We start from the raw sequence: 23,356 nt of genomic DNA on the forward strand, positions 1-23,356 counted from the left end.
GAGAGGGCCTCCTGACCAGGCCTCGCATGCTTCTGGTCCGTCGCTGCAGGGCGGGCCGTCACTGAAGGGTAGCTTTAAGGTGGCCGACACCGTCGTGGGCGCAAATCCCGATCCGCACGCTTCGGGCGCAGACCCGAACCGTCGCGACTTCATCCACATCGCGGCCGGAGCCGCGGCGGTCGGCGCGGCCGCTGCCGTCGCTTGGCCGCTGGTGGACCAGATGAACCCCTCGGGCGACACCCTCGCCCTGGCCTCGATCGAGTTCGACCTGACCAAGGTCGCCGAGGGCCAGCAGGTGGTGGTGAAGTGGCGCGGCAAGCCGCTGTTCGTGCGTAACCGCACGGCGGCCCAGATCGCCGCGGCCATCAAGGACGACAATGCTCCCATGCCCGATCCGGAGCCCGACGAGGCGCGGCACAAGCCGGGCAAGCCGGAGTGGCTCGTCCTGGTGGGCACCTGCACGCACCTGGGCTGCGTGCCGACGTTCGGCGGCGGTGACTACGGCGGCTGGTTCTGCCCGTGCCACGGCTCGCACTACGACACCTCGGGCCGGATCCGTAAGGGTCCCGCGCCGAAGAACCTCGTCGTTCCGGAGTACGCCTTCGTCTCCGACACCAAGGTCAAGATCGGCTGATATCGATGAGCGGACACTCCACTTACGAGCCGAAGACCGGCTTTGAGCGCTGGATGGACACGCGCCTGCCGGTGATCCGGCTGGCCTACGACAGCGTGGTCGCTTTCCCGACCCCGAAGAACCTGAACTACTGGTGGACCTTCGGCGGCATCCTGGCGCTGATGCTGGGCATCCAGATCGTCACCGGCATCGTGCTGGTGATGCACTACGTGCCCCACGTCGACCACGCCTTCGCGTCGGTCGAGCGCATCATGCGCGACGTCAACTACGGTTGGCTGATCCGCTACATGCACGCCAACGGCGCCTCGATGTTCTTCATCGCGGTGTACATCCACATCCTGCGCAACCTCTACTACGGGTCGTACAAGGCGCCCCGCGAGGTGCTCTGGATCCTGGGCTGCGTGATCTACCTGCTGATGATGGCCACGGCCTTCATGGGCTACGTGCTGCCCTGGGGCCAGATGTCCTTCCACGGCGCGGTCGTGATCACCAACCTGCTGGGCGCCCTGCCGATCGTCGGCGAGAGCATCACCACCTGGCTGTGGGGCGGCTTCGCGGTCGACAACCCGACTCTCAACCGCTTCTTCTCGCTGCACTACCTGCTGCCCTTCGTGATCGCCGGCGTCGTCGGCCTGCACATCTGGGCGCTGCACGTGCCGGGCAACAACAACCCGACCGGCGTGAACGTGAAGTCGGCTGAGGACACCGTTCCGTTCCACCCGTACTACACGGTGAAGGACGGCTTCGCGATCAGCGTGTTCCTGATCCTGTTCGCCAGCTTCGTGTTCTACAACCCGAACATCCTGGGCCACGCCGACAACTACATCCCGGCCAACCCGCTGGTGACCCCGGCCCACATCGTGCCCGAATGGTACTTCCTGCCGTTCTACGCGATCCTGCGGGCCATCCCGGACAAGCTGGGCGGCGTGCTGGCCATGTTCGGCGCGATCGGCGTGCTGTTCGTGCTGCCCTGGCTCGACACCTCGAAGGTGCGCTCCATGCGCTACCGGCCGACCGCGAAGCTCTACTTCCTGATCTTCGTGCTGGCCTGCCTGGTGCTCGGCCTCTGCGGCGCCAAGCTGCCCGACGATCACGTGATCCCGATCGGTTCGACCTTCCAGCTCTTCGACGCGGACCTGAACTCGTTCGTGTGGCTGAGCCGGATCGCCACCGCCTACTACTTCGCCTACTTCCTCATCGTCCTGCCGATCCTCGGCCTGGTCGAGAAGCCGCTGCCGGTGCCGGAATCGATCTCGGCCCCGGTCCTGGACAACGCCAAGAAGGATTGAGCCTGAAGATGCTGCGCAAACGTATCGCGCTCGCGGCGCTGGGGCTGGCCTTCATCGCTGGCCCGGCCCTCGCCTCCGGTGGTTCGGCTCCCCTGCGGGAGCACACCTGGGGCTTCGAGGGGCCGTTCGGCAAGTTCGACCAAGCCCAGCTCCAGCGGGGCTACAAGGTCTACCGGGAGGTCTGCTCGGCCTGCCACTCGATGGACCTGGTCTACTTCCGGACGCTCGCGGAGAAGGGCGGGCCGTTCTACGACCCGAAGTACCCCAATCCGAACGACAACCCCTACGCCAAGGCGCTGGCCGCCGAAGCGCAGGTTCCGGACATCGACTCCGAGACGGGCGATCCCATCCAGCGGCCGGCGACCACCGCCGACGCGTTCCCCAACCCGTTCCCCAATGAGGCCGCCGCGCGCGCCTCGAACGGTGGGGCCATGCCGCCGGACCTGTCGGTGATCGCCAAGGCCCGTTCGGGCGGCCCGCGCTACATCTACTCGCTGCTGACCGGCTATGTGAATCCGCCCGCCGGCCTCACGGTCACGCCGGGGAGCTACTACAACAAGTACTTCCCGGGCGACCTGACGGCCTCGTGGAGCGGCGACCCCAAGCACGTGCCTCCGGGCGGCTTCCTGGCCATGCCGCCGCAGCTGGCGGACGGCAAGGTGACTTTCGACGACGGCACCCCGTCGACGGCGGAACAACAGGCCCGGGACGTCACCGCGTTCCTGACCTGGGCCTCCGAGCCGAAGATGATCGAGCGCAAGACCTTCGGGTTCGGCGCCATGATCTATCTGGTGCTGTTCTCGGTGCTGCTGTGGTTCAGCTACCGCCGCATCTGGCGCAACGTCGCCCACTAAGGGCGGCCTGACGCCGAACGATCAGAGGGCCCGCCGGAGCGATCCGGCGGGCCCTTTCCGTATCTGACCGGGCCTCAGCGGGCGGGGGCGAGGTGCAGGCGCCCGGCCGGGAAGTCGAAGCGCAGGCGCCAGCGGGCAAGGGCCGGGGCGCCGATCTGGCCGGCGGCTCCGCCCTGGACGGGCTCCAGCCCCGCCGCCAGGTCCGTGAGGCGCCGGCCGGCCAGGCGCAGCTCGGCCAGCCGCGCCAGCCAGATCCCTTCAGGCCCGAGTTCCTGCACCTGGCCGATCCCGGCCACCCTCGCGACGTCCTCGGCCAGGCGTACGCCCGCGGGCTGGCCGGTGGCGGGCGTGAACAGGCCGCGCAGCGCGCGCTCCCCATCCCGCACCTCGGCCGTCACTACCGGGCGGCCGGCGTCCCAGGCCAGGGGCAGGGTGCGCCCGCCGCGGAAGGGCGGAGCCTCGCCCGGCCGGGACAGCCGGACGCGGCAGGGCGCGAAGGTGACGTCCAGCACCAGGTCCTTCAGCACATCAGCGCCGATGACGCCCACGATCGGCGTCGGGAGGTTCCAGCCGCGGACGTCGAGGTCGGCCACCGGAATCCTGCGCGCCGGCAGGGTCAGGCCCGCCAGCCGGATCGAGCCGTAGGCAGTCGGGGCTTCGACGTCTTCGGTAGCGATGCCCTCGGCCTGGGCCCTGGTCTCATGCAGCTGGGTGATCGGCTGGCCGGTGTCGAGGACGAAGTCCCCGGCCATCCCGGCCGCCTCGGCCGGCGCCACCAGCACGCCGCCTTCGAACCAGCAGGGGCTCTCGCCCGCCCGCGCCAGGGCGGGCGCAGCCGTAGCGGCCAGGAGGGCCAGGGTGAGTCTTGCGAAGGCCACGCACCACCATATCGCGTCCCTGGCGATGGCGCCTTACCCCCGCCGCCGACGAGCGGCTAGGATCACCCCGATGGCCTCCCCCAAGACCGCCTACAGACCCGCGTGGCGCAACTTCAAGCGCATGCAGGACATGACCGTCGGCGCCGCGCTGCTGATCTATGCAGGGGCCGTGGTGAACGCCTTTGGCCGGCTGCCGGGCGGGGCCGAACTGATCGCCCAGCGCACCCTGGTCTGGCCGGGGCTCTTCTTCCTGCTGTCGCTGGGCCTGCCGCTGGTGCTGGGGCCGGTGCGGCGACCGCTGCTGCGCTATGTGTGGATGAGCTTCAAGGCTGGCTTCGGCCAGACCGCCGGGTCAGTGGTCACGGGCGTGGCCCTGCTCCTGGGGGCCGCGCTCTTCATGTACTGGCAGATCGGGGCGGCCGCGAACGGCGGGCGCTATCCGGCCGGGGTGTTCTCGGGCTACGCGGCCGGCATCGGCATCCTCGCAGCCCAGGCGCTGCTCGTGCGGGTGCTGGAGAAGCACCCGGAGGCGCGCCCGGAAATCGAAGAGCGGGAGGCCCCCTAGGCCGCCCTAAGCCTCTCCTCGGCCGCTGCCGCCGCCGTTGCGAGCGAAGAGCTGCAGGGTGCGCAGGCGGGCGAGCCGCGCGGAGTCCTCGTGGTAGTCGGCCCGCCGGTCCGAGACGAAGCCGTGGCCGGCTTCATAGAGGTAGATCGGCAGGTCGGGATGCTTCGCCCGGATCTCCTCGACCTTCTCCATGGGGATCGAGGCGTCCGTCTTGCCGAAGTGCAGGATGGTCGGGCAGCGCGGCGTCTCGTCCACCAGTTCGCTGATCCGCCGGCCATAGAAGGCGGCCGCCGCGGTGACGCCCTCGCACCGGCAGGCGGCCAGCCAGGTGGCCGCCCCGCCCCAGCAGTAGCCGACCACGAAACGCGGTCCCTCGAGGGCGTCCAGGGCCGCCTGGGCGTCGGCGGCCACCTGATCCCAGGGCGTGGCCGTGGAGTACTGTACGCCCTTCTGGATCGACGGCTGGCTGTAGTCGGCCTGGAAGCCGCGTTCGAGCCGGTCGTAGAACGAAGGGGCGATCACCTCATAGCCGTCGGCGGCGAAGCCGTCGGCCAGCTCGCGGATGTGGTCGGTGACCCCGAAGATCTCCTGGATCAGCAGGAGGCCGCCCCGCCGGGCGTCGTCGGGGACCGCCCGGTAGGCGTCGAACGCGAAGCCGTCCAGGGGGCTGGTCAGGCGGATCATCTCGCCCATGGGCCGTGTTCTCCTCAGGCCGCGTCGAACAGTTCCAGGGTGCGGTGGCGGGCCAGGTCCGCCGCCTCGGCGTTGTAGCGCTCGGGGCTCTCGTTGTTGAAGCCGTGACCGGCGCCTTCGTAGATGTGGACCGGCACGTCCGGGTGATGCCCGTGGATGGCGGCCTCCACCTCGTCGGCGTCGATGCCGGGATCCGTCCGGCCGAGATGCACGATCACCGGGCATTTTGGCGTCTCGGCGGCGAACTGCTTCACCAGGCTGCCGTAGTAGCTGGAGGCGGCCGAGAGGCCCTCCAGGCGCGTCGCTGAGAGCCAGGCGAGGGAGCCGCCGTAGCAGTAGCCCACCACGCAGACCTTCTGGCCCCGCTGCCGGAGGAAATCGCGGCAGGCGGCGATGTCGGCCAGGGCCTGGGGCAGGGGCGTGGCCATGGCGTGGGCGAGGCCGGCCTGGATGCCGGCTTCGTCATGATCGGCGGTGAAACTGCGCTGGCGCCGGTCGAAGAGCGCGGGCGCTATGGCCTCGTAGCCCATCTTGGCCCAGCGCCCGACGTCGGCCCGCACATGGCGGTCGATGCCGAAGATCTCCTGCAGGACGATCACCCCGCCCTTGCGGGGCGTGAAGGCCGGCTCGTGGTAGGCGGCGAACTCGAACCCGTCCGCCCCCGGGATGGTGATCGTCTCCGCCATGTCGCGCAGGCCTCCCGCCCTGGTCCTTCATCGTCGCCGGCGGTCGTTGCGCGCCGCCGGTCGAGCGATGGTAGCCTGAGCGGCGGCCCGGCTCCTAGACGTTGAAGCGGAAGTTCATCACGTCGCCGTCCTGGACGACGTACTCCTTGCCTTCGGAGCGCAGCTTGCCGGCCTCGCGGGCCCCGGCCTCGCCGCCCAGGCGGACATAGTCCTCATAGGCGATGGTTTCGGCGCGGATGAAGCCCTTCTCGAAGTCGGTGTGGATGACGCCCGCGGCCACCGGGGCGGTGTCGCCCTTGTGGATGGTCCAGGCCCGGGCCTCCTTGGGGCCGACGGTGAAGTAGGTCTGCAGGCCGAGCAGGTGGTAGGCCTCGCGGATCAGGCGGTTCAGGCCCGGCTCCTCCAGACCCAGGGTTTCCAGGAACTCAGCGCGCTCCTCAGGGGCCAGGAGGGCGATCTCGCTCTCGATCTTGGCCGAGATGACCACGCTGTCGGCGCCGTCGCGGGCGGCCCGCTCCTGCACGGCCCTGGAGAGTTCATTGCCCTCGCCGGCCGAGCCCTCGTCCACATTGGCCACATAGAGCGCGGGCTTGGAGGTGAGGAGCTGCAGCATGCGCCAGGGCTTCTCGTCCTCGGCGGAGATCTTGGCCACCCGGGCAGGGCGGCCTTCGTGCAGCTCGGCCAGGGCCAGTTTCACGAGGCGCAGGGTGGTGGCGGCTTCCTTGTCGCCGACCTTGGCCCGCTTCTCGAGGTTCACCACCCGCTTTTCCAGGCTTTCCATGTCGGCCAGCATCAGCTCGGTCTCGATGGTGTCCAGGTCGGCCAGCGGGTCGACCCGGCCCTCCACGTGGGTGATGTCGTCGTCGATGAAGCAGCGGGCGACGAAGGCGATGGCGTCACAGTCGCGGATGTTGGCCAGGAACTGGTTGCCCAGGCCCTCGCCCTTGGAGGCGCCCCGCACGAGGCCAGCCACGTCCACGAAGTTGATGCGGGCCGGGATGATCTCCTTCGAGCCGGCGATCTCCGCCAGCTTTTCCAGGCGCAGCTCGGGCACGGCCACGTCGCCCACATTGGGCTCGATGGTGCAGAACGGATAGTTCGCGGCCTGGGCGGCGGCGGTCTGGGTGAGGGCGTTGAACAGCGTCGACTTGCCCACGTTCGGCAGGCCGACGATGGCGACTTTCAGGGCCATGGGACTTTCGCAGTTTCTAGAGTGGCGGCGGACCTAGCACGCCAACCCTGCACCGTCATCCCGGGCGCGCCGGGCGCGGGGCGGGCTATGCGCCGCGGGCCAGCTTGCGGGGATCGAGTTTCTCGGCGGGGGCGAGGCGCATGACCTCGGCCTGATACTTCTCGTCCTCCCCGGCGGCCAGCAGCGGCAGGGCGTCGGCGCAGGCCTGCAGCAGCGGCTCCACCCACTTCATCTCGGCCTTGTGGAAGTCGGAGAGCACGTGGCCGTGCACCAGCTCCTTCTGCCCCGGATGGCCGGTGCCCAGGCGGGCGCGGCGGAAGTCGGGGCCGATCTGGGAGGTCACCGAGCGGATGCCGTTGTTGCCCGCGGCCCCGCCGCCAGTCTTCATCCGGAAGCGGCCGGGGGCCAGGTCGATCTCGTCGTAGAATACCACGACGTCGGCCGGCTTGAGCTTGAAGAACTTCATGGCCTCGCCGACGGCGCGGCCGCTCTCGTTGTAGTAGGTCTGGGGCTTCAGCAGCAGGGTGCGGACGGGGCCGTCCGGGGTGTCGATGGAGCCCTCGGAGGCCAGGCTCTGGAAACGCGAACGCGCCGCTGAGAATCCCCAGCGGCGCGCGATCTCGTCCACGGCCATGAAGCCGATGTTGTGGCGGTTCTTCGCGTAGGTCGGGCCGGGATTGCCCAAGCCTGCGATCAGCAGCATCGCCGAAGCGAGGGTGATTAGCCCTCGCCGCCCTCAGCCGCTTCGCCTTCACCCTCGGCGGCCTCGCCGTCGGCCATGGAGCCGGCGATGCTGGCCACCACGGTCTCGCCGTCGATGGCCGAGGTGACCTTCGCCGGCAGCTTCAGATCGGCGACGCGGATGGTGGCGCCGATGTCCAGGCCGGTCAGGTCGAACACGATCTCTTCCGGGATCGAATCAGCCGGGCACGACACGCTCACGGCGTGCAGGGCCACGTTCAGGGTGCCGCCGCGCTTCAGGCCCGGGGCGTCGTCCTGGTTGGTGAAGTGCACGGGCACCTCGATCTTGATCTGCTGATGCTCGTCGACCCGGTAAAGGTCGAAGTGCTGCGGCTCGTCGGTGACCGGGTGCATGTCCACGGCCTTGGCGATGACCGGCTGGGTCTCGTCGCCGTACTTCAGGGTCACCAGGTGGCCCAGCAGCTTGCCCGTGTAGAGCGCCTTGCGGAACTCGTTCGCCTTCACGGCGATGGCCACGGGATCCTTGTCGCCGCCGTACAGGATGCCGGGCACCAGACCCGCGCGACGGGTAGCGCGCGCCTGACCGGTGCCGGTCCCTTGACGCACTTCAACGTTCAAAACGATGTCGGCCATGGCCTTGCCTCAAAACGAAGCCGCCGCGCGAACCGCGCGGCGACGGAATTCCGGATGCCCCCAGGTCGCCCATAGGGTCGAAAGGTGCGCGTAGATACACAAAAGCCCCGGCCTGTGCAACGGCCGGGGCTTCCAAAAACGCCGATGGTCAGCGGGTGGCCGTCTTGGCCTTGCCGGGCGCGGGCGCGACCGCGGCGGTGAGCTTGGCCGGCTCGGGCGGTTCGGGCACCCCGGCGCTGCGCATCACGCAGCGGCCGGTGTCCATCAGGGTGTGCACGCCCAGGCAGAAGACGTCCTCATAGTGCGGCTTGGAGACGGCCAGGCACTGGTAGAGGTTGAGCTTGGACATGTTGAGGCAGGACGCCGCGCCGGGGTCGGCGAGGATCGGCATCACCTGCTCCAGGCTGGCGTCGGTGGCGTACCCCAGGGCCGCCAGGGCCGCCACGGCCATGGAGCGGACCACTACGGGCGTATAGGGCGGCGAGGCGGTCTGGCCCGTGATCGACAGGAGACCTCGCTGGGTCACCGCCTGGTGCAGGCGGGCGGTCTCGGCCTCGTCGCCCAGCAGCGGGGTGGTCGAGAGCTCCTTGGCGAGGGTCAGGCGAGCCGCGCGGCTGGCGACCTCCTTCTTGGACCAAGCGGCGCGCTGGACGTCATAGGCGGCCTGACGGATGGCCTTGCCCTGCTCCAGCAGCTTGCGGCCGTCCTCGCCGAGGGCGGCCATCACCAGGCCGGCGGCGCCGGCCGAGCCCTGCATGCCGATGACGTAGGCCGGGTCCTTCATGATCTCGTAGGCGACCGTGCGGCGCTGTTCGGGATCAACGCCGTAGCTCTGGACCCCGGCCACGAAGCCCGGGTCCTGCAGGGCCACCACCGCGCCATAGGCGATGGCGCCCCGGAGCAGCTGGCCCGGCTCGTAGCCGGCGCCGACGCGCAGGCCCTGAGCCACCTGTTCGCCGTCGGCGAAGGTGGGCGAGATGGCGGTGGCGGCGACGACGTAGCGGCGGTAGGCGGCGGCCTGTTCGATCACCTTCGGCGACAGGCTGACCACGGGCGGCGGCGGCGGCGGGGTCACCACCGGCGGCGGCTCGGCGCAGCTTGCCAGGACGGCGGCCACGGCGATGGCGGCGGCGGTCAGCGCGCGGCGGATCGCCGGAGTACGAACGGCGGACGGACGATCTGTCGGCATCAGGGGAGTCCCCCTCTAAACGGGTGGTCGAATCGCATCACTTGCCCCCCGTCGACGGTGCCGTTCAAGAGGTAAACGCTTGCTAAGCAAGCGTCGCCCGTCACGATCCGTTCAATCGAAGAGTTTCGAGACGCTCTCTTCGTTGGCGATGCGGCGGATCGCTTCGCCCAGGAGGGCCGAGCAGGTCACCGTGCGGATCTTGTCCACGGCCGCCACCTCGGGCGATTTCTCGATGGAGTCGGTGATCACCAGTTCCTTGAGGACCGAGTTCTTCACCCGCTCGGCGGCGGCGCCCGACAGCACCCCGTGGGTCACATAGGCCGAGACCTCGGTGGCTCCGGCGTCCATCAGCGACTGGGCGGCCGAGCAGAGGGTGCCGGCCGAATCGACGATGTCGTCGAACAGGATCAGACGGCGGCCGGCGACGTCGCCGATGATGTTGGCCACTTCCGACTTGGCCGGGCCCGAGCGGCGCTTGTCGACGATGGCGAGGTCGGCGTTCAGCCGGCTGGCCACCGCCAGGGCCCGCACCACGCCGCCGACGTCCGGCGAGACGATCAGCAGTTCGTTGGGATTGGCGTAGTTGGACTTGATGTCGGCGGCCATCAGCGGCGCGGACATCAGGTTGTCGGTGGGGATGTCGAAGAAGCCCTGAATCTGGCCCGAATGCAGGTCCATGGTCAGCACCCGGTCGACGCCGGCGCGAGTGATCAGATTGGCCACCAGCTTGGCCGAGATCGGCGTGCGGCCGCCGGTCTTCCGGTCCTGACGGGCGTAACCGAAGTAGGGCATCACGGCCGTGATCCGCCGGGCCGACGCGCGCTTCAGCGCGTCGATGCAGATCAGCAGCTCCATGAGGTTGTCGTTGGCGGGGAAGCTGGTGGACTGCAGCACGAAGACGTCCTCGCCGCGGACGTTTTCGTCGATGGTCACCCAGACCTCGTTGTCAGGGAAACGCTTCACCTGCGCCCGCGTGAGCGGCAGGTCGAGATGCGAAGCGACGGCCTGCGCCAAGGTGCGGTTGGAGTTGCCGGCCAGCAGCTTCATCGGACCCCCATGTGCTTGATGCGCGCGCTTGTAGCAGGGGCGGCGGGAGAGTCTAGGCGCAGCATGCCTGTTCGGCGCCGCAACCGCCAGACCGGGCGTCAGACGAGGACGATCGCCGAGAGCAGCCGCCCGTAGTCGGGCTCTCCGCGCTTGAACGCGCGGCGGTTGGAGAAGAACAGCGCTTCGTCAGTGCAGGTGTCGCGGCCAATCCACTCGCAGCGCCCGACGCCTGCGGCCTTGAGTCGCGCTGTCACGAAGCCCGGCAGGTCGAACTGGCGCTTCTCGCCGCCGGCCCCGGGATGGAAGAAGCGGGCGTTGTCCGGATGGGCGGCCAGGAAGCGGTCGGCGAACTCCAGCCCCACCTCGTAGGACTCGGGCGCGATACAGGGGCCGACGACGGCGACGATCTGCTCGCGCCGGGCGCCCAGGGCCTCCATGCGGGCGATGGCCGCCTCGGCCACCCCCGAGAGTGCGCCCTTCCAGCCGGCGTGGGCGGCGCCCACCACCTTCGCCTCGGGATCGGCCAACAGGATCGGGGCGCAGTCCGCGGACAGGGCCCCGCAGATCACGCCGGGGGTGGCGCTGACCACGGCGTCGGCCTGGGGCGGGCCGTCCGGCCAGGGGCCGTCCGCCGTCAGGGCGGTGGCGGAGTGGACCTGGTAGGCGGTGACCAGTTCGCCATTCAGGTGTTCCGCGCAGCGGCGGCGGTTCTCGCGCACGGCCTCCGGATCGTCCTTGGAGCCGGCGCCCACATTGAGGCTTGCATAGATGCCCTCCGAGACGCCCCCCTGCCGGGTGAAGAAGGCGTGGCGGATCCCCGGGAGGTCCAGCAGGGGCGAGGTCAGGGCGGGGAGGGCGCTCATGGGGTCACTCTTCCTCGAACGCGGGCGGCGTCCAGCCGGGGGAATGGAGGCAGCAGGCCTTGAACAGCTCGCCCATCTGACCGGCGGCCACGAGGCGGTTGAGCTGGCGGCCGATGACGGCGGCCTTGTCGGGGCGTGCGCGGACCAGGGCCTCGGCTCGCTCGCCGATCCCGAGCCTGGCCAGGAACGCGCCCTGGGGCAGGATCGCGGCCCCGGCGCCTTCGCGCCGGGCGGCGGCCATGACCGCCGGAAAGTCGGCATGGACCGTCAGGTCCGCCTCGCCCGGGCAGTCCAGGGGATCGACCTTTTCGTGGCGGCGCAGGGCCTGGAGGGTGTCGCCGAAACCCGGCTGGTCGCGGCCGTAGTCGATCAGCAGGGCCACGCCGCCGTCCCGCACCAGGCGGGCGCCGAGCTGGGCGCCGAGGGCCTCCTGGGCGGCGGACTGTTCGAACACCACGCCCTCGCGGGCGTCGGGCAGCAGGCCGGCGGCGGGCGTCGGGTTCAGGGCGAAGGCGAGCCGTCCGTCCGGGCCCAGGCCCACCAGCTGCTCGGCCCAGCCGATGGCGGTGCGGACGAACTGGCGGACCGGCAGGCAGTCCAGGAGTTCGTTGGCCACCAGGATCAGGGGAACGCCGCCGGGGACCTCGTCCAGGGTCCGCGCCCAGCGGACGGACTGGCCCAGGCGGGCGGCCTGCAGGTCCTGCAGCGGCCCCGAGGTCTCCACCAGCCAGACGTCGGCCGCCTCCAGGAACCCGGGCGCGATGCGGGCGGCCCGGAGGACGTCGCTCATAAGGGTTCCGTCGCCCGGCCCCATCTCCACGAGCCGCACCTCGGGCGGCTCGCCCATCAACGTCCAGGACAGGGCGGCCCAGACTCCGATCAGCTCGCCGAACATCTGGCTGAGCAGCGGGGCGGTGATGAAGTCGCCGCCTTCGCCGAGGGCCGGGCGGGTGGCGTAGTAGCCGAACTCCGGATCGTGCAGGCAGGCGGTCATGAACTGGGCGACCGTCATGGGGCCGCCCGCCTCGATCTGCGCCGCCAGCTTCTCGCGCAGCCTGCTCACGCCGTTTCGCCGGCCTCGCGGGCGGCGGGGAGGGGCTCGCGCATCCCGCGCCAGATCAGCCACAGGCCGAAGGCCAGCATCGGGATCGACAGATAGATGCCCATGGTCAGGCCGAGGGGCAGGTTCTCAAGGCCCGCGTCGGGCTGGCGCACGTTCTCCAGGCTGATGCGGAACAGGGCGTAGCAGGCGGCGAACAGGCCCATGACCACGCCCCGGCGGTTAAGCAGCTTTGCCCCGTGGGTGGCCCAGCGCAGGATCAGGAAGAGGACGATCCCCTCGAGCGCCGCCTCGTAGAGCTGGCTGGGGTGGCGGGCCACATTCCCCGCAGGGCACCAGCCCAGGGTCTCCAGGATGCGCTGATTGCAGAACACCACGCCCCAGGGCGCGTCGGTGGGGCGGCCCCACAGCTCGCCGTTGATGAAGTTGGCGATGCGCCCGAAGAACAGGCCGATGGGCACCACCGCGGCCACCACGTCGCCCAGCCGCCACAGGTCGACGCCGTTGCGCCGGGCGAACAGGATGACGGCGATGAGCACGCCGATGGCGCCGCCGTGGAAGCTCATCCCGCCGTTCCAGACCTGGAAAATCTCCAGCGGGTCGGTCCAGATCAGCTGCGGCGTGTAGAACAGCACGTGGCCGAGCCGCCCGCCGATAATGATCGCCAGGGTGACCCAGAGGATGAAGTCGTCCACCTGTTCGGCCGTGGCCGGCGGCGGCCGGTGGGCCCACAGGCGCTCGTTCCGGACGATCGCCACCGCGTACCGCCAGCCCAGCAGGATGCCGGCCACATAGGCCAGGGCGTACCAGCGGATGGCGATCGGGCCCAGCTGAACGAGGACGGGATCGAATTCGGGAAACGGCACGGTCTTGCGGCTCCGGCGTTGCTATTCCGGGTGTTAGACGAGAAGCCCTTCGCTTTCGACCCCCGAAGGCCCATATAGAGCGTTGAAGGGGGCGGCCTCCGCCGGCCCAGAACGAAGAAAATGCAGACTCAGAACCCGATCCTCGACGAGCTCGCCAAGCTGACGACCGCCGCCATGGGCATGGCCCAGGCCGCCGGCGAAGAGGCCAAGGCCGCCTTCCGCAGCCAGGCCGATCGCATCGCCGCCGAGCTCGACCTCGTCCGCCGCGAGGATTTCGACGCGCTCAAGGCCGAACTGGCCGCTCTCCGCCTGGAGGTGGAGGCTCTCCGCGCTGCCCAGACCGCGCCGAAGCGAGCGACCAAAGGCCCGAAGGGCGAAGCCGCCTGACCCTTTCTGTGCACAACACGCCCGTGGGGGCCGAACGCCACAATATGAAGGTGACGGCCCCGCCACGAAGCAGCTTACCTTCAGTGTCGCTGGCGATTCGGAGGCGGATCACCGCTCCCCGCCCGCTGCGAAAGGGGTCTTAGAATGGACACCTCCCTGACGGACGACAGCGTCCTGCTCTCCAACGACCCGCTCGACGTGGTCGAGCATGTGCTCACCGCCGAGAACCTGCCCTTCGACCGCACGGAAGAGGGCGACCTGGCCTTCAGCCTGGCCGGCGACTGGAAGGACTATGAACTCTGGTTCGCCTGGCGTCCCGAGGGCGACACGCTGCAACTCTGCCTCTCCATGGATCAGCGGGCGCCGAAGGAAAAGCGCCAAGCGGCCCAGGAACTGATCGCGGCGATCAATCCCCGGGTCTGGCTCGGCCACTTCGAGCTCTGGGAAGACGGCGAGATCATCTTCCGCCACGGCATGGCCCTGATGACCGGCGAACAGCCGAGCCTGGCCCAGGCCGCGGCTATGATCGACGTGGCCGTGGAGGCGGGCGACCGCTTCTACCCGGCCTTCGACTTCATGCTCCGCGGGGCCAAGAGCCCGCAGGAGGCCATCGCCGCCTGTATGTTCGAGACCGTCGGCGAGGCCTGACCCTCCTGAAACAAGGGGGGCGAAGGCGGCGCTTCGCCCGGCGCCCAGGGGCTCCGGGCGCGGACGGCCTCGTCTGGCGTCATGCGGCCTCCCCCTGGCGGGGCGCACCTGCTAGTCATCCGCCGATGACCACACCGATCCTGATGCTGGGCGCTGGCCGGATGGGCGGCGCCATGCTCGACGGCTGGCGCGCCGCCGGCGCCTTCGCCGCCGCCGATGTCCTGATCCGCGACCCCAATCCGGGCCCCGCCGCCACGGCCGCCGCCGAGGCGGGCGCGGTGCTTAATCCGCCCGAGGGCGATCTCGCCCGGGCGCGGACGGTGGTGCTGGCGGTGAAGCCGCAGATCTGGCGCGCGGCCGCCGCCGAGGCCGCCCCGCTGCTGGCGGAGGATGCGATGATCGTCTCCATAGCCGCCGGCGTTAAGTCCAAGGACATCGCTCAGGCGTTCGGCGGGCGGCCCGTGGCCCGGGTCATGCCGACCACCGCCGCCGCCATCGGCCAGGGGACGGCCAGCGTCTTCTCGGAGGATCGGGCGGCTCTCGCCCGGGCCCGGACGCTGTTCGAGCCCCTGGGGACAGTGGTGGAACTCGTCGACGAGAACCTGATGCACGCGGCGACCGCGGTGTCGGGGTCGGCGCCGGCCTACCTCTACGCCTTCATCGAGGCCCTGGAGGGCGCGGGGGTCGCCGCCGGCCTCTCGCCCGCCGACGCGCGAGGCCTGGCCCGCTCGACCCTGACCGGGGCCGCGGCGCTGCTGGCCCGAACCGGCGAGGATCCGGTCGAGCTGCGCCGCCAGGTGACCTCGCCGGGCGGCACCACCGAGGCGGCGCTCAATGTCCTGCTGCAGGCCCGCGGCGGCCTGCCCGACCTGCTGCGCGAGGCGGTCGGCGCGGCGGTGCGCCGCTCGAAGGAGCTGGGCGGCTAGGGGCGGCCTTAGCCGGGCAGGCTGCCCGGCAGGCGGACGATGGCCCGCAGGCCGCCCAGGGGCGAACGGTCCAGGGTGATGTCGCCGCCGTGGCCGCGGGCCACGTCCCGGGCGATGGCCAGGCCCAGGCCCACGCCCTTGGTGTTCTGGTTGCGGGACTCATCCAGGCGCGAGAAGGCCTTGAAGGCGTCCTCGTAGCGCTCGGGCGGGATGCCGGGGCCGTCGTCGTCCACTGTGATCTCCACCCCGCCCTGGGCGCGGCGGCGCGCGGCCACCTCCACCCGCCGGCCGTGGGCTGCGGCGTTCATGATCAGGTTGGAGAGGGCCCGTTTCAGCAGGTTCGGCCGCGCCATGGCCGTCAGTTCGGCGTCCGCGGCGACGCTCACCTGGGCCCCGGCGCGGATGGCGCCTTCGCTCACCTCGTCCAGCAGCCGCCGCAGGGGCGTGAGCTCCAGGGCCTCGCCGCCCTCGCCGCGGGCGAACGCTAGGTACTCGTCGATCATGTGCTCCATCTCGGCGAGGTCGCGCTTCATGGCTGCCGCGCCTGAGGTCTCTTCCAGGGCCAGGGCCAGCTTGAGCCGGGTGAGCGGGGTGCGCAGGTCGTGACTCACCGAGGCCAGCAGGGCCGTGCGCTGGTCGATGTGGCGCTGGATGCGGGCGCGCATGTCGAGGAAGGCCCTGGCCGCCCGGCGGACCTCCTTGGCGCCCTGGGGCTTGAAGCTGGGCTGGTCGACCCCGCGGCCGAAGGCCTCGGCGGCGTTGGCGAGGCGTTCGATGGCCCGGACCTGGTTGCGGATGAAGAGGATGGCGACGGCGGTCAGCAGGACGGTGGCCACCGTCATCCACAGGACGAAGATGTGGCCCTGGGTGGCGAAGGCGCGGTCGCGCGGCGCCAGCACCCGCATGACGCCCCCGGGCACGCTCACGCGGATGTCGACAAAGGCCGGATAGCGGGTGGTGTCGAACCAGAACGGATCGTCCAACCGCTCGGACAGGGCCCGCTCCAGCGAGCGGTCGATGGGAGCGAAGAAGGGCTCCCAGAGCACCGGGGGGCTGCGCCTTCGCGCTGGCAGCGCCCGGTCGGGCTGCAGGGCGATGGACAGGCCCATGGACTCCTCGGCCCGGCGGGACAGGCGGGCGAAGCTCTCGGGGCGAGGATCGTCCTTGTAGCTCTCCACGGCCCAGGCGATGTCGCCGGCCAGGCCCTCGGAGAGGCGGGCGGTGACGGTCTGCCAGTGGGCGTCGAAGAAGACGTAGGTCACGGCCACCTGCATCAGCGCGACCGGCAGGACGATGATCAGCAGCGAGCGGCCGAACAGGGTCGTGGGCAGGCGGCCCCGCAGCCAGCGCCCCAGCCTGCGCGGGAGCGACCCGCTCATCGGCCGTCCCCGGTGAACGGGGCCGGCGCCTGTCGCGCCGCGGCCGTCATCAGTCGGGAACGAGGCGGTAGCCGACCCCGCGGACGGTCTGTAGGTAGCGCGGCGCCTTGGGGTCTTCCTCGATCTTGCGGCGCAGGCGGGTGACCTGCACGTCCACCGCCCGGCCAGACGGATCGACGCTGTCCCGGGCCAGCTCCAGCCGGTCCACCGGTTCGTGCGGGGTGCGAGCGAGCTGGCGCAGCAGGGCGATCTCGGCCTCGGTCAGGCGCACCGCCTCGCCGTTGGAGGTGAGTTCCCCGCGCTCGGGATCGAAGCGGCAGCGCCCGAGGGAAAGAACGCCGCCCGGCGCTGGCCGGTCCTGGGCCCGGCGCAGGATGGCCTCGATGCGCAGCAGCAACTCCTCGGGCTCGAAGGGCTTGCCCAGATAGTCGTCGGCGCCGGTGCGCAGGCCCTCGATGCGGTCGCCGGGCTCTCCCCGGGCGGTGAGCATCAGCACCGGCGTGCGGCCTCCGGGGCCCCGCTGCTCGCGCAGCCAGCGGGTCAGGGAGAAGCCGTCCTCGCCGGGCATCATCACATCGAAGACGGCGAGGTCGAAATCGAGGGTGGAGAGCAGCCGCCGGGCCGCAGCCCCGCCTGAGGCGGCGGTCACCCGGAAGCCGGCCCGGGTGAGATAGGCCTTGAGCAGGTCGCGGATCCGGTCGTCGTCATCCACCACCAGCAGGTGGCGGCCGCGGGCGTCGGGCGAGCCCGGGGTCATCCGCGCCCTCCGCCGGCATGGGGATTGCGCGCCCGTCCGCCCGCCAGGGCGGCGAGGATGCGACGGGCGCCGGCCACGCCGTCGAGTCCGCCCACCCGGTAGGCCCGGGAGATCTGGGTCCGCAGCCGTTCGGACACGGCGCCCTCGAAGGCCCGGCCGGCTTCGGTGAGGACGGCGGTGCGTCGGCGTCCGTCGAGGTCGCCCGCCGCCTTTTCCACAAGACCCTTGGCGGCCAGGTCCACGAGGATGCGGCTGGCCGCCTGTTTCGACAGGCTGGTGAGGTGGGCCAGCTCCTGGACGCCGATGCCCGGCCGGCGGCGCAGCAGGAAGGCGGCGCGCCAGTGGGAGCGGCCCAGGCCCAGGTTCTGGTCGGCCAGGCCCTGGTCCACGGCGGACCACAGGGCGGCTTCGGACAGCATGAGCAACTCGAGCCCGGCGTCGAGTTCGTCTTCGCGGAGGATCAGGCGCGGATCGGCAGGCGCGTTCACGCCGTCACCATAAGCCGCGCCGCCCCCGGCGCGCTAGCGGGGCGGGGGTGCGGGCTCAGGCCAGCCAGGTGTCGGGTCGCGGATAGGCCTCGTCGCGAGCCAGGTAGATCACCCCGACAACCAGACGCACGGCGAACCAGACGGCGATCAGCGACCAGATGGCCCAGGCCACGAACACCAGGGGCAGGCCGATGAGCACCACCGACAGGGGGATTCCCACGGCGAAAAGCAGCGCCGCCAGCAGGCCCCAGGCGATGCCGATCCAGAAGGTGCGGATCAGGAAGGTGTAGTGGGTGCGCATGCGGGCGCCAGCCCGGTCGCGCTGCACATAGGCCAGGATCAGGCCGATGATGACCGTGATGCCCGTGGCGTAGGTCAGGAAGTAGAGCGCGTAGGTCACCGCCGGCATGGTGCGGTCTTCGGCGACCCCGTCGTCCAGGCGGTCCGTCATGTGCTGAGCCTCTCTTCCCGTTTCGGTGATGATGCCTGAACCGTGGCGTGTGGAAAGAGGCTGCGTGCGGCGCCGGTCAGGAGCGCTCCAGCACGATCTCCACCCCGGCGCCCACGGCGTCGGGGGCGAGGGCCAGGGGCTTTTCGATCCGCACCCGGGCGCGGGCGACCCGGGCGTCCTCGAGGCAGCGACGGGCCAGCCGGTGGGCGAAGGTCTCCACCAGGTCGATATGGCCGCCGGCGGCGATGTCCTGGGCCGCCGTCAGGATGGACTCGTAGTTGACGGTGTCGGCCAGCCGGTCGCTGTCGTCGGTGGGCACGTCCAGCTCCACGTCGACGATCAGGGGCTGAACCCGGCCGATCTCGTGGCGATAGACGCCGATCTCCGCCTGCACCTTCAGGCCAGTGACGAAAACGCGGCTCGTGGCCAGCCGGAGGGTGGTCATGACAGGTGCTGTCCGGAGTCGGCGGCGATCATCTGGCCGGTCACCGAGCCGGCGTCGATCAGGTAGCGCAGGGCCAGGCCGATCTCCGCCGGGGGCACCGGCCGTTGCAGCAGGGTGGAGGCGGCCTCGGCCTCGAAGGCGGCCTGGTCCTGGTGGATCGACGGCAGGGTCGGGCCGGGGCCGATGCCGTTGACCCGGATGCGCGGGGCGAGGTCCACCGCCAGCATGCGGGTCGCGGCCCACAGGGCGGCCTTGCTCAGCGAATAGGAGAAGAACTCGGGGGTGGTCCCCAGCACCCGCTGGTCGAGGATGTTGACGATCAGGCCCTCGCACTCGGCCGGCAGGCGACGGGCGAAGGCCTGGGCCAGGACCAGGGGCGCGCGCAGGTTGGTCTCCAGGTGCAGGTCCCAGGAGGCGCGGTTGAAGTCGGCGAAGGAGTCCTGCTCGAAGACGCTGGCCGAATTGACCAGCAGGGTCACCGGACCGAGCTCGGCCTCGGCCTCGCCCACCAGGGCCACGGTGGCGGCTTCCCTCCGCAGGTCGCAGGCGAACAGGGCGGCCTTGCGCCCGCGGGCGCGCACATCGGCGGCGGCGGCCTCGGCGGCGTCGTCCACGGTGCGGACGTGCAGCGCCACATCATAGCCGGCGTCGGCGGCGACCTGAGTCAGCACCCGGCCGATGCGCCGGGCGGCGCCCGTCACCAGCGCGACGCCGCGGCTGGCCACTGGAAGCGTGTCCCCTGGGGCTTAGTCGAGGCGGCCGAACTCGTAGAAGTTCAGCGCGGCGATCACGATGAGGAAGATGGCGATGCTGTAGATGCCGATCACGTCGCTGGCTCCGGCTGGAAAGGGTGTGCGCGCTTTAGCGAGCGGCGTCGCCGCCCGCAAGCCGACTTGTCGAACGGACATCGGGGCGGTCAAGGTTCATCGAACATCGAGAGGAGGTCCTGATGCCGTTGTCGCCGATCCCCACCGAGGCGTTCGAGAAGATCGCCCTCGGCATCGACCGGCCCGAAGATATCGTCGTGGGGCGCGACGGGCGCGTCTATGCGTCGGACCACCGGTGCGCCGTGGCCGAGCTGCTGCCGGGGGGCGCGTTCCGGCGGCTGGGACCCAAGGGCGGGGCGCCGAACGGCATCAATATGGACGCCCAGGGCCGCATCGTGATCGCCAATTTCGGCATCTACGACCGGGAGGCCGGGCCGCTGCAGCGGTTCGATCCGGTGAGCGGCGAGCACGAGACCCTGCTCGCCGAGGTGGAAGGGCGACTTCTGACCTCGGCCAACTATCCGGTGATCGACCGGGCCGGGAACATCTGGTGCGCCAACTCTACACACGCCGAGACCTGGCCCCAGGCGCTGGACGGGCGGGAGGACGGCTTCATCTTCGTCCTGCGGCCCGACGGCACGGCCGACGTCGTGGCGGACGGGCTGAAGTTCCCCAACGGCCTGGCGCTCTCGGCGGACGAGGCTTTCCTGTTCTGCGCCCAGACCAGCGGCGCCGACGTGCTGCGCTTCCCGATCCTTGGCGGCACCCGGCTCGGGACCGGCGAACGCTACGGCCCGGTGCTCGGCCGGCTGATGCGGCCCGGCGAGAGCGCGGACAATCACGGGGGCGACCTCGGCTACACCGACGGCATCGGCTTCGACGCCGAGGGCAACCTCTGGGTCTGCCTGCCGGCGGCCAACAAGGTGGTGGCCATCACGCCGGACGAGGCGGTGGAGACGGTGATCCACGATCCCAGCGGCAAGATCGTCAACCACCCGACCAACGTCGCCTGGGGCGGACCCGACCTGAAGGACCTCTACATCGGCTCGATCCGGGCCGACTATGTGCTCAAGGCCCGCTCACCCGTTGCGGGCCAGCCGCAGATTCACCAGCTGTGACGTGACGTGAGGGGCTTCCGCACTGAATGCTGATCATTAAAATGCTTGTTTGAACGATCGGGGCGGCCCGTCCCGAGGAAAAAGAAAGTCCAGGAGGACCGCATGCGCGAGTACCTGAAATTCTACATCGACGGCGAATGGGTCGACCCGGTCGAGCTGAAGACCCTCGATGTGGAGAACCCGGCCACGGAGGAGGTGGTCGGCAAGATCGCGCTCGGGTCCGCGGCCGACGTGGACAAGGCGGTGAAGGCCGCCCGCCGCGCCTTCGAGAGCTGGTCGCAGACCAGCCGTGAGGAGCGCCTGGAGGTGCTGCAGCGCATCCTCGCCGAGTATCAGAAGCGCTTCGGCGACCTGGCCGCGGCGGTGACCGAAGAGATGGGGGCCCCGGCGAGCCTCGCCCAGCGGGCCCAGGTCCCGGCCGGCATGGGCCACCTGGCGACGGCGGCGAACATCCTGAAGGACTTCAAGTTCTCCGAGGACCGCGGCGAGACCCTGATCGTCAAGGAGCCGATCGGCGTCTGCTCGTTCATCACCCCCTGGAACTGGCCGCTGAACCAGATCGCCTGCAAGGTGGCGCCGGCCATCGCCACGGGCTGCACCATGGTGCTGAAGCCGTCGGAAGTGGCGCCGTTCTCGGGCCAGATCTTCGCCGAGATCATGCATGCCGCCGGCGTGCCGAAGGGCGTGTTCAACCTGGTCCACGGCGACGGCCTGGGCGTGGGCGTGCCGCTCTCGACCCATCCCGAGGTGGACATGGTCTCGTTCACCGGCTCGACCCGGGCCGGCATCGAGGTGGCCAAGAACGCCGCCCCGACCGTCAAGCGGGTGCACCAGGAGCTGGGCGGCAAGAGCCCGAACATCGTCCTGGACGACGACGCCTTCTCGAAGAGCGTCGCCCGCGGCGTGATGCATGTGATGAACAACTCGGGTCAGAGCTGCAACGCCCCGACCCGGATGCTCGTCCCTTCCAAGCGTATGGAAGAGGCCATGGCGGTGGCCAAGGCCACGGCCGAGCAGGTCACCGTCGGCGACCCGAATGGCAACTTCAACATGGGGCCGGTGGTCTCCAAGGCCCAGTGGGAGAAGATCCAGGGCCTGATCCAGAAGGGCATCGACGAGGGCGCGACCCTGGTCACCGGCGGCCTCGGCCGTCCGGAGGGCCTGGAGAAGGGCCACTATGTGAAGCCCACCGTGTTCGCCAACGTCACCAACGACATGACCATCGCCCGGGAAGAGATCTTCGGGCCGGTGCTGTCGATCCTGGGCTACGAGAGCGTCGAGGAAGCCGTCCGCATCGGCAACGACACGGTGTACGGCCTGGCCGGCTACGTGAACGGCGCGGACCTGGCCAAGGCTCGGGAAGTGGCCTCGAAGCTGCGGGCGGGCCAGGTGTCGATCAACGGCGCCTCGGACATGACCGCTCCGTTCGGCGGCTACAAGCAGTCGGGCAACGGCCGCGAGTGGGGCGACTATGCCTTCCACGAATTCCTCGAGACCAAGGCGATCATGGGCTACGCGCCCAAGGCCGCCGAATAAGCTCCGGCGCAGGTCGTCGGATTGGCCCTCCCCGTTCGCGGGGAGGGCTTTTTCATGGGGCGGTGCGGCGGGTGTCCGACCAGGCCAGCACGGCCATGCCGAGGAGCGCCGAGACCAGCGAGCCGGCGACGACGCCGATCCGCACCTTGGCCTGGATGGCCGCATCGGCCGGGAAGGCCAGGCCCCCGATGTAGAGGCTGAGGGTGAAGCCCACCCCGCACAGGACCGAGACGCCGTAGAGGTCGAGCCACCTGGCCCCCATGGGCCGACGCGCCCACTTCAGGCCGATGGCCAGGGCCACGGCGCCGAACACGCCAAGCTGCTTGCCCAGCACCAGGGCGAGGCCAAGGCCCAGGGCCACCGGCGCCGTGGGCGTGTCGGGCGGCAGATGGCGCAGGGGAAAGCCCGCGGCCGTGAACAGGAACAGCGGCAGGATCAGGAAGGCCACATAGGGGTGCAGGGCGGCGACCACCTGGTCCAGCACGCCCGGCGCGCCCGGCCGCTTGGGGCGCAGCGGCGTCACCGAGGCGGCCAGCAGTCCGGCCAGGGAGGGATCGAGGCCGGACTTCACGACAAAGCCCCACAGCAGCAGGAAGCCCGCCGTCCAGAAGGCGTAGGGCGCCGCCGCCCAGCGGGACATCGCCCCCAGCACCAGGAAGGTGGCCAAGGCGCCGCCCAGCATCGCCGGTCGCAGGGCCTCGGTGAAGGCCAGGGCGATCAGTACGACGCTGACAAGGTCCTGGATGATGGCCACCGTCAGCAGGAAGACCCGCAGCGGCGGCGGCAGCCTGGGCGCGGCCACGGCCACGAGGGCCAGGGCCAGGGCGGCGTCGGTGGGGGCGACCGCGGGCCAGGCCTGGGCCACCCCGTCCTCGCCGGCGTTCACCGCCAGGAAGATCAGCGCCGGGACGATCACGCCCCCCGCCGCCGCCAGCAGCGGCAGGGCCAGCCGGCGCGGGTTGGACAGTTCGCCCCGGACGATCTCCTGTTTGATCTTCAGGCCCAGGACCAGAAAGAAGACCGGCATCAGGGCGGCCTTCACCCAGCCGGCGATGGTCAGGGTTTCGGCGAAGGGGCCGATCCGCACCGGGACCGGATGGCCGACGACGGCCGCATAGCCCGTCGCCCACGGCGAGTTGGCCCACAGGATCGCAAGCGCCGCCGCCAGGGCCAGCAACAGCCCCGAGCCGGTCTCCGTCCGCAGGAATTCGAGCGTCGAGCGCCTGCCCATCGCCTTTTGCGTAACAGGGGGCGGCGACGGAATCGAGCGTGGAGCCGCGCCGCCTCGCCGGGCTAGGGTGGG

28 protein-coding genes are annotated in these 23,356 nt (G+C 70.5%); 9 read left to right on the forward strand and 19 right to left on the reverse strand.

The genetic code is table 11. The annotated features are described in order from the left end of the window. The first annotated feature begins 79 nt into the window (after nucleotides 1-79). Genes petA through BO64_RS06050 form a run of 3 tightly spaced genes read left to right on the forward strand, consistent with a single transcriptional unit; the run spans nucleotide 80 to nucleotide 2,777 of the window. The gene (gene petA, locus BO64_RS06040; protein ID WP_496402373.1) at nucleotides 80-634 is read left to right on the forward strand and encodes a ubiquinol-cytochrome c reductase iron-sulfur subunit; all 555 of its coding nucleotides are present in this window, start codon (nucleotides 80-82) and stop codon (nucleotides 632-634) included. Between the two features lie 5 nt (nucleotides 635-639). Then, a complete protein-coding gene (locus BO64_RS06045; protein WP_496402374.1) occupies nucleotides 640-1,923 on the forward strand; it encodes a cytochrome b in 1,284 nt (427 codons plus the stop codon). Nucleotides 1,924-1,931: 8 nt separating this feature from the next. After that, nucleotides 1,932-2,777 (forward strand): cytochrome c1, encoded by an 846-nt coding sequence (locus BO64_RS06050; RefSeq protein WP_496402375.1) that lies wholly within the window; start codon nucleotides 1,932-1,934, stop codon nucleotides 2,775-2,777. A 74-nt stretch (nucleotides 2,778-2,851) separates the two neighbouring features. Here BO64_RS06050 and BO64_RS06055 read toward each other — a convergent pair whose 3' ends face one another. Beyond that, on the reverse strand, nucleotides 2,852-3,655 hold the full coding sequence (locus BO64_RS06055; RefSeq protein WP_496402376.1) for a pepsin/retropepsin-like aspartic protease family protein: 804 nt from the start codon (nucleotides 3,653-3,655) through the stop codon (nucleotides 2,852-2,854). Nucleotides 3,656-3,725: 70 nt separating this feature from the next. On the opposite strand from BO64_RS06055, the gene BO64_RS06060 reads away from it, so the two are divergent. Continuing rightward, complete coding sequence (locus BO64_RS06060) at nucleotides 3,726-4,220, forward strand: hypothetical protein (RefSeq protein ID WP_496402377.1); 495 nt, start codon at nucleotides 3,726-3,728, stop codon at nucleotides 4,218-4,220. A gap of 6 nt (nucleotides 4,221-4,226) precedes the next feature. Here the strand turns inward: BO64_RS06060 and BO64_RS06065 are convergent, their stop codons facing one another. The 10 genes from BO64_RS06065 to lgt form a co-directional block, all read right to left on the reverse strand. Continuing rightward, nucleotides 4,227-4,913 (reverse strand): dienelactone hydrolase family protein, encoded by a 687-nt coding sequence (locus BO64_RS06065; RefSeq protein ID WP_496402378.1) that lies wholly within the window; start codon nucleotides 4,911-4,913, stop codon nucleotides 4,227-4,229. Between the two features lie 14 nt (nucleotides 4,914-4,927). Beyond that, nucleotides 4,928-5,599: a dienelactone hydrolase family protein gene (locus BO64_RS06070; protein ID WP_496402379.1), complete on the reverse strand. Its 672-nt coding sequence runs from the start codon at nucleotides 5,597-5,599 to the stop codon at nucleotides 4,928-4,930. 94 nt (nucleotides 5,600-5,693) lie between these two features. Continuing rightward, nucleotides 5,694-6,791, reverse strand: coding sequence for a redox-regulated ATPase YchF (gene ychF, locus BO64_RS06075; RefSeq protein ID WP_496402380.1), 1,098 nt, complete (start codon nucleotides 6,789-6,791; stop codon nucleotides 5,694-5,696). Between the two features lie 85 nt (nucleotides 6,792-6,876). Next, nucleotides 6,877-7,494: an aminoacyl-tRNA hydrolase gene (gene pth, locus BO64_RS06080; RefSeq protein WP_496402381.1), complete on the reverse strand. Its 618-nt coding sequence runs from the start codon at nucleotides 7,492-7,494 to the stop codon at nucleotides 6,877-6,879. 17 nt (nucleotides 7,495-7,511) lie between these two features. After that, a complete protein-coding gene (locus BO64_RS06085; protein WP_496402382.1) occupies nucleotides 7,512-8,126 on the reverse strand; it encodes a 50S ribosomal protein L25/general stress protein Ctc in 615 nt (204 codons plus the stop codon). Nucleotides 8,127-8,274: 148 nt separating this feature from the next. Beyond that, the gene (locus tag BO64_RS06090) at nucleotides 8,275-9,315 is read right to left on the reverse strand and encodes a hypothetical protein (RefSeq protein ID WP_496402383.1); all 1,041 of its coding nucleotides are present in this window, start codon (nucleotides 9,313-9,315) and stop codon (nucleotides 8,275-8,277) included. A 111-nt stretch (nucleotides 9,316-9,426) separates the two neighbouring features. Next, nucleotides 9,427-10,362 carry a ribose-phosphate pyrophosphokinase gene (locus BO64_RS06095; protein ID WP_496402384.1) on the reverse strand — a complete coding sequence of 312 codons (936 nt, stop codon included), beginning with the start codon at nucleotides 10,360-10,362 and terminating at the stop codon, nucleotides 9,427-9,429. A 98-nt stretch (nucleotides 10,363-10,460) separates the two neighbouring features. Continuing rightward, nucleotides 10,461-11,225: a peptidoglycan editing factor PgeF gene (gene pgeF / locus BO64_RS06100; protein WP_496402385.1), complete on the reverse strand. Its 765-nt coding sequence runs from the start codon at nucleotides 11,223-11,225 to the stop codon at nucleotides 10,461-10,463. A 4-nt stretch (nucleotides 11,226-11,229) separates the two neighbouring features. Continuing rightward, nucleotides 11,230-12,288 carry a class I SAM-dependent methyltransferase gene (locus BO64_RS06105; protein ID WP_496402386.1) on the reverse strand — a complete coding sequence of 353 codons (1,059 nt, stop codon included), beginning with the start codon at nucleotides 12,286-12,288 and terminating at the stop codon, nucleotides 11,230-11,232. Then, nucleotides 12,285-13,151, reverse strand: a complete 867-nt coding sequence (gene lgt / locus BO64_RS06110) for a prolipoprotein diacylglyceryl transferase (protein ID WP_496402387.1) — start codon at nucleotides 13,149-13,151, stop codon at nucleotides 12,285-12,287. Before lgt ends, BO64_RS06105 begins: the two co-directional genes overlap by 4 nt. A 120-nt stretch (nucleotides 13,152-13,271) precedes the next feature. On the opposite strand from lgt, the gene BO64_RS06115 reads away from it, so the two are divergent. The 3 genes from BO64_RS06115 (at nucleotide 13,272) to proC (ending at nucleotide 15,112) form a co-directional block, all read left to right on the forward strand. Continuing rightward, nucleotides 13,272-13,538: an accessory factor UbiK family protein gene (locus tag BO64_RS06115; protein ID WP_496402388.1), complete on the forward strand. Its 267-nt coding sequence runs from the start codon at nucleotides 13,272-13,274 to the stop codon at nucleotides 13,536-13,538. Nucleotides 13,539-13,682: 144 nt separating this feature from the next. Beyond that, nucleotides 13,683-14,186: a type III secretion system chaperone family protein gene (locus BO64_RS06120; RefSeq protein WP_496402389.1), complete on the forward strand. Its 504-nt coding sequence runs from the start codon at nucleotides 13,683-13,685 to the stop codon at nucleotides 14,184-14,186. A 125-nt stretch (nucleotides 14,187-14,311) separates the two neighbouring features. Continuing rightward, on the forward strand, nucleotides 14,312-15,112 hold the full coding sequence (gene proC / locus BO64_RS06125) for a pyrroline-5-carboxylate reductase (protein WP_496402390.1): 801 nt from the start codon (nucleotides 14,312-14,314) through the stop codon (nucleotides 15,110-15,112). Between the two features lie 8 nt (nucleotides 15,113-15,120). On the opposite strand, the gene BO64_RS06130 is transcribed toward proC, so the two are convergent. The 7 genes from BO64_RS06130 to BO64_RS06160 all read right to left on the reverse strand — a co-directional run bounded on the left by BO64_RS06130 (nucleotide 15,121) and on the right by BO64_RS06160 (nucleotide 19,552). Next, on the reverse strand, nucleotides 15,121-16,491 hold the full coding sequence (locus BO64_RS06130; protein WP_496402391.1) for an ATP-binding protein: 1,371 nt from the start codon (nucleotides 16,489-16,491) through the stop codon (nucleotides 15,121-15,123). A gap of 49 nt (nucleotides 16,492-16,540) precedes the next feature. Continuing rightward, the gene (locus tag BO64_RS06135; RefSeq protein ID WP_496402392.1) at nucleotides 16,541-17,248 is read right to left on the reverse strand and encodes a response regulator; all 708 of its coding nucleotides are present in this window, start codon (nucleotides 17,246-17,248) and stop codon (nucleotides 16,541-16,543) included. After that, nucleotides 17,245-17,736 (reverse strand): MarR family winged helix-turn-helix transcriptional regulator, encoded by a 492-nt coding sequence (locus BO64_RS06140; RefSeq protein WP_496402393.1) that lies wholly within the window; start codon nucleotides 17,734-17,736, stop codon nucleotides 17,245-17,247. Before BO64_RS06140 ends, BO64_RS06135 begins: the two co-directional genes overlap by 4 nt. Before the next feature lie 55 nt (nucleotides 17,737-17,791). Further along, entirely contained in the window at nucleotides 17,792-18,187 is a 396-nt protein-coding gene (locus tag BO64_RS06145) for a DUF4870 family protein (RefSeq protein ID WP_496402394.1), read from the reverse strand. A gap of 76 nt (nucleotides 18,188-18,263) precedes the next feature. Beyond that, nucleotides 18,264-18,632, reverse strand: coding sequence for a dihydroneopterin aldolase (gene folB / locus BO64_RS06150; protein WP_496402395.1), 369 nt, complete (start codon nucleotides 18,630-18,632; stop codon nucleotides 18,264-18,266). Next, entirely contained in the window at nucleotides 18,629-19,357 is a 729-nt protein-coding gene (locus BO64_RS06155) for an SDR family oxidoreductase (RefSeq protein WP_496402396.1), read from the reverse strand. Before BO64_RS06155 ends, folB begins: the two co-directional genes overlap by 4 nt. A 21-nt stretch (nucleotides 19,358-19,378) precedes the next feature. Then, a complete protein-coding gene (locus BO64_RS06160) occupies nucleotides 19,379-19,552 on the reverse strand; it encodes a hypothetical protein (protein ID WP_496402397.1) in 174 nt (57 codons plus the stop codon). 29 nt (nucleotides 19,553-19,581) lie between these two features. On the opposite strand from BO64_RS06160, the gene BO64_RS06165 reads away from it, so the two are divergent. Together BO64_RS06165 and BO64_RS06170 are read left to right on the forward strand one after the other, a co-directional pair. After that, nucleotides 19,582-20,517, forward strand: coding sequence for an SMP-30/gluconolactonase/LRE family protein (locus tag BO64_RS06165; protein ID WP_496402398.1), 936 nt, complete (start codon nucleotides 19,582-19,584; stop codon nucleotides 20,515-20,517). Between the two features lie 102 nt (nucleotides 20,518-20,619). After that, nucleotides 20,620-22,053 carry an aldehyde dehydrogenase family protein gene (locus BO64_RS06170; RefSeq protein WP_496402399.1) on the forward strand — a complete coding sequence of 478 codons (1,434 nt, stop codon included), beginning with the start codon at nucleotides 20,620-20,622 and terminating at the stop codon, nucleotides 22,051-22,053. Between the two features lie 52 nt (nucleotides 22,054-22,105). Here BO64_RS06170 and nhaA read toward each other — a convergent pair whose 3' ends face one another. Next, nucleotides 22,106-23,284, reverse strand: a complete 1,179-nt coding sequence (gene nhaA / locus BO64_RS06175; RefSeq protein WP_496402400.1) for a Na+/H+ antiporter NhaA — start codon at nucleotides 23,282-23,284, stop codon at nucleotides 22,106-22,108. Nucleotides 23,285-23,356: the final 72 nt, after the last annotated feature.

The sequence above is a fragment of the Phenylobacterium composti DSM 19425 genome, from assembly GCF_059568645.1.

Coding starts and splice junctions, on each gene's coding strand:
- nhaA (WP_496402400.1), bottom strand. CDS start 23,284: ATGGGCAGGCGCTCGACGCTCGAATTCCTGCGGACGGAGACCGGCTCG.
- BO64_RS06170 (WP_496402399.1), top strand. CDS start 20,620: ATGCGCGAGTACCTGAAATTCTACATCGACGGCGAATGGGTCGACCCG.
- BO64_RS06145 (WP_496402394.1), bottom strand. CDS start 18,187: ATGACGGACCGCCTGGACGACGGGGTCGCCGAAGACCGCACCATGCCG.
- BO64_RS06120 (WP_496402389.1), top strand. CDS start 13,683: ATGGACACCTCCCTGACGGACGACAGCGTCCTGCTCTCCAACGACCCG.
- ychF (WP_496402380.1), bottom strand. CDS start 6,791: ATGGCCCTGAAAGTCGCCATCGTCGGCCTGCCGAACGTGGGCAAGTCG.
- proC (WP_496402390.1), top strand. CDS start 14,312: ATGACCACACCGATCCTGATGCTGGGCGCTGGCCGGATGGGCGGCGCC.
- BO64_RS06060 (WP_496402377.1), top strand. CDS start 3,726: ATGGCCTCCCCCAAGACCGCCTACAGACCCGCGTGGCGCAACTTCAAG.
- pth (WP_496402381.1), bottom strand. CDS start 7,494: ATGCTGCTGATCGCAGGCTTGGGCAATCCCGGCCCGACCTACGCGAAG.
- BO64_RS06135 (WP_496402392.1), bottom strand. CDS start 17,248: ATGACCCCGGGCTCGCCCGACGCCCGCGGCCGCCACCTGCTGGTGGTG.
- BO64_RS06115 (WP_496402388.1), top strand. CDS start 13,272: ATGCAGACTCAGAACCCGATCCTCGACGAGCTCGCCAAGCTGACGACC.
- BO64_RS06045 (WP_496402374.1), top strand. CDS start 640: ATGAGCGGACACTCCACTTACGAGCCGAAGACCGGCTTTGAGCGCTGG.
- BO64_RS06085 (WP_496402382.1), bottom strand. CDS start 8,126: ATGGCCGACATCGTTTTGAACGTTGAAGTGCGTCAAGGGACCGGCACC.
- BO64_RS06165 (WP_496402398.1), top strand. CDS start 19,582: ATGCCGTTGTCGCCGATCCCCACCGAGGCGTTCGAGAAGATCGCCCTC.
- BO64_RS06050 (WP_496402375.1), top strand. CDS start 1,932: ATGCTGCGCAAACGTATCGCGCTCGCGGCGCTGGGGCTGGCCTTCATC.
- BO64_RS06090 (WP_496402383.1), bottom strand. CDS start 9,315: ATGCCGACAGATCGTCCGTCCGCCGTTCGTACTCCGGCGATCCGCCGC.
- pgeF (WP_496402385.1), bottom strand. CDS start 11,225: ATGAGCGCCCTCCCCGCCCTGACCTCGCCCCTGCTGGACCTCCCGGGG.
- folB (WP_496402395.1), bottom strand. CDS start 18,632: ATGACCACCCTCCGGCTGGCCACGAGCCGCGTTTTCGTCACTGGCCTG.
- BO64_RS06095 (WP_496402384.1), bottom strand. CDS start 10,362: ATGAAGCTGCTGGCCGGCAACTCCAACCGCACCTTGGCGCAGGCCGTC.
- BO64_RS06065 (WP_496402378.1), bottom strand. CDS start 4,913: ATGGGCGAGATGATCCGCCTGACCAGCCCCCTGGACGGCTTCGCGTTC.
- BO64_RS06130 (WP_496402391.1), bottom strand. CDS start 16,491: ATGAGCGGGTCGCTCCCGCGCAGGCTGGGGCGCTGGCTGCGGGGCCGC.
- BO64_RS06070 (WP_496402379.1), bottom strand. CDS start 5,599: ATGGCGGAGACGATCACCATCCCGGGGGCGGACGGGTTCGAGTTCGCC.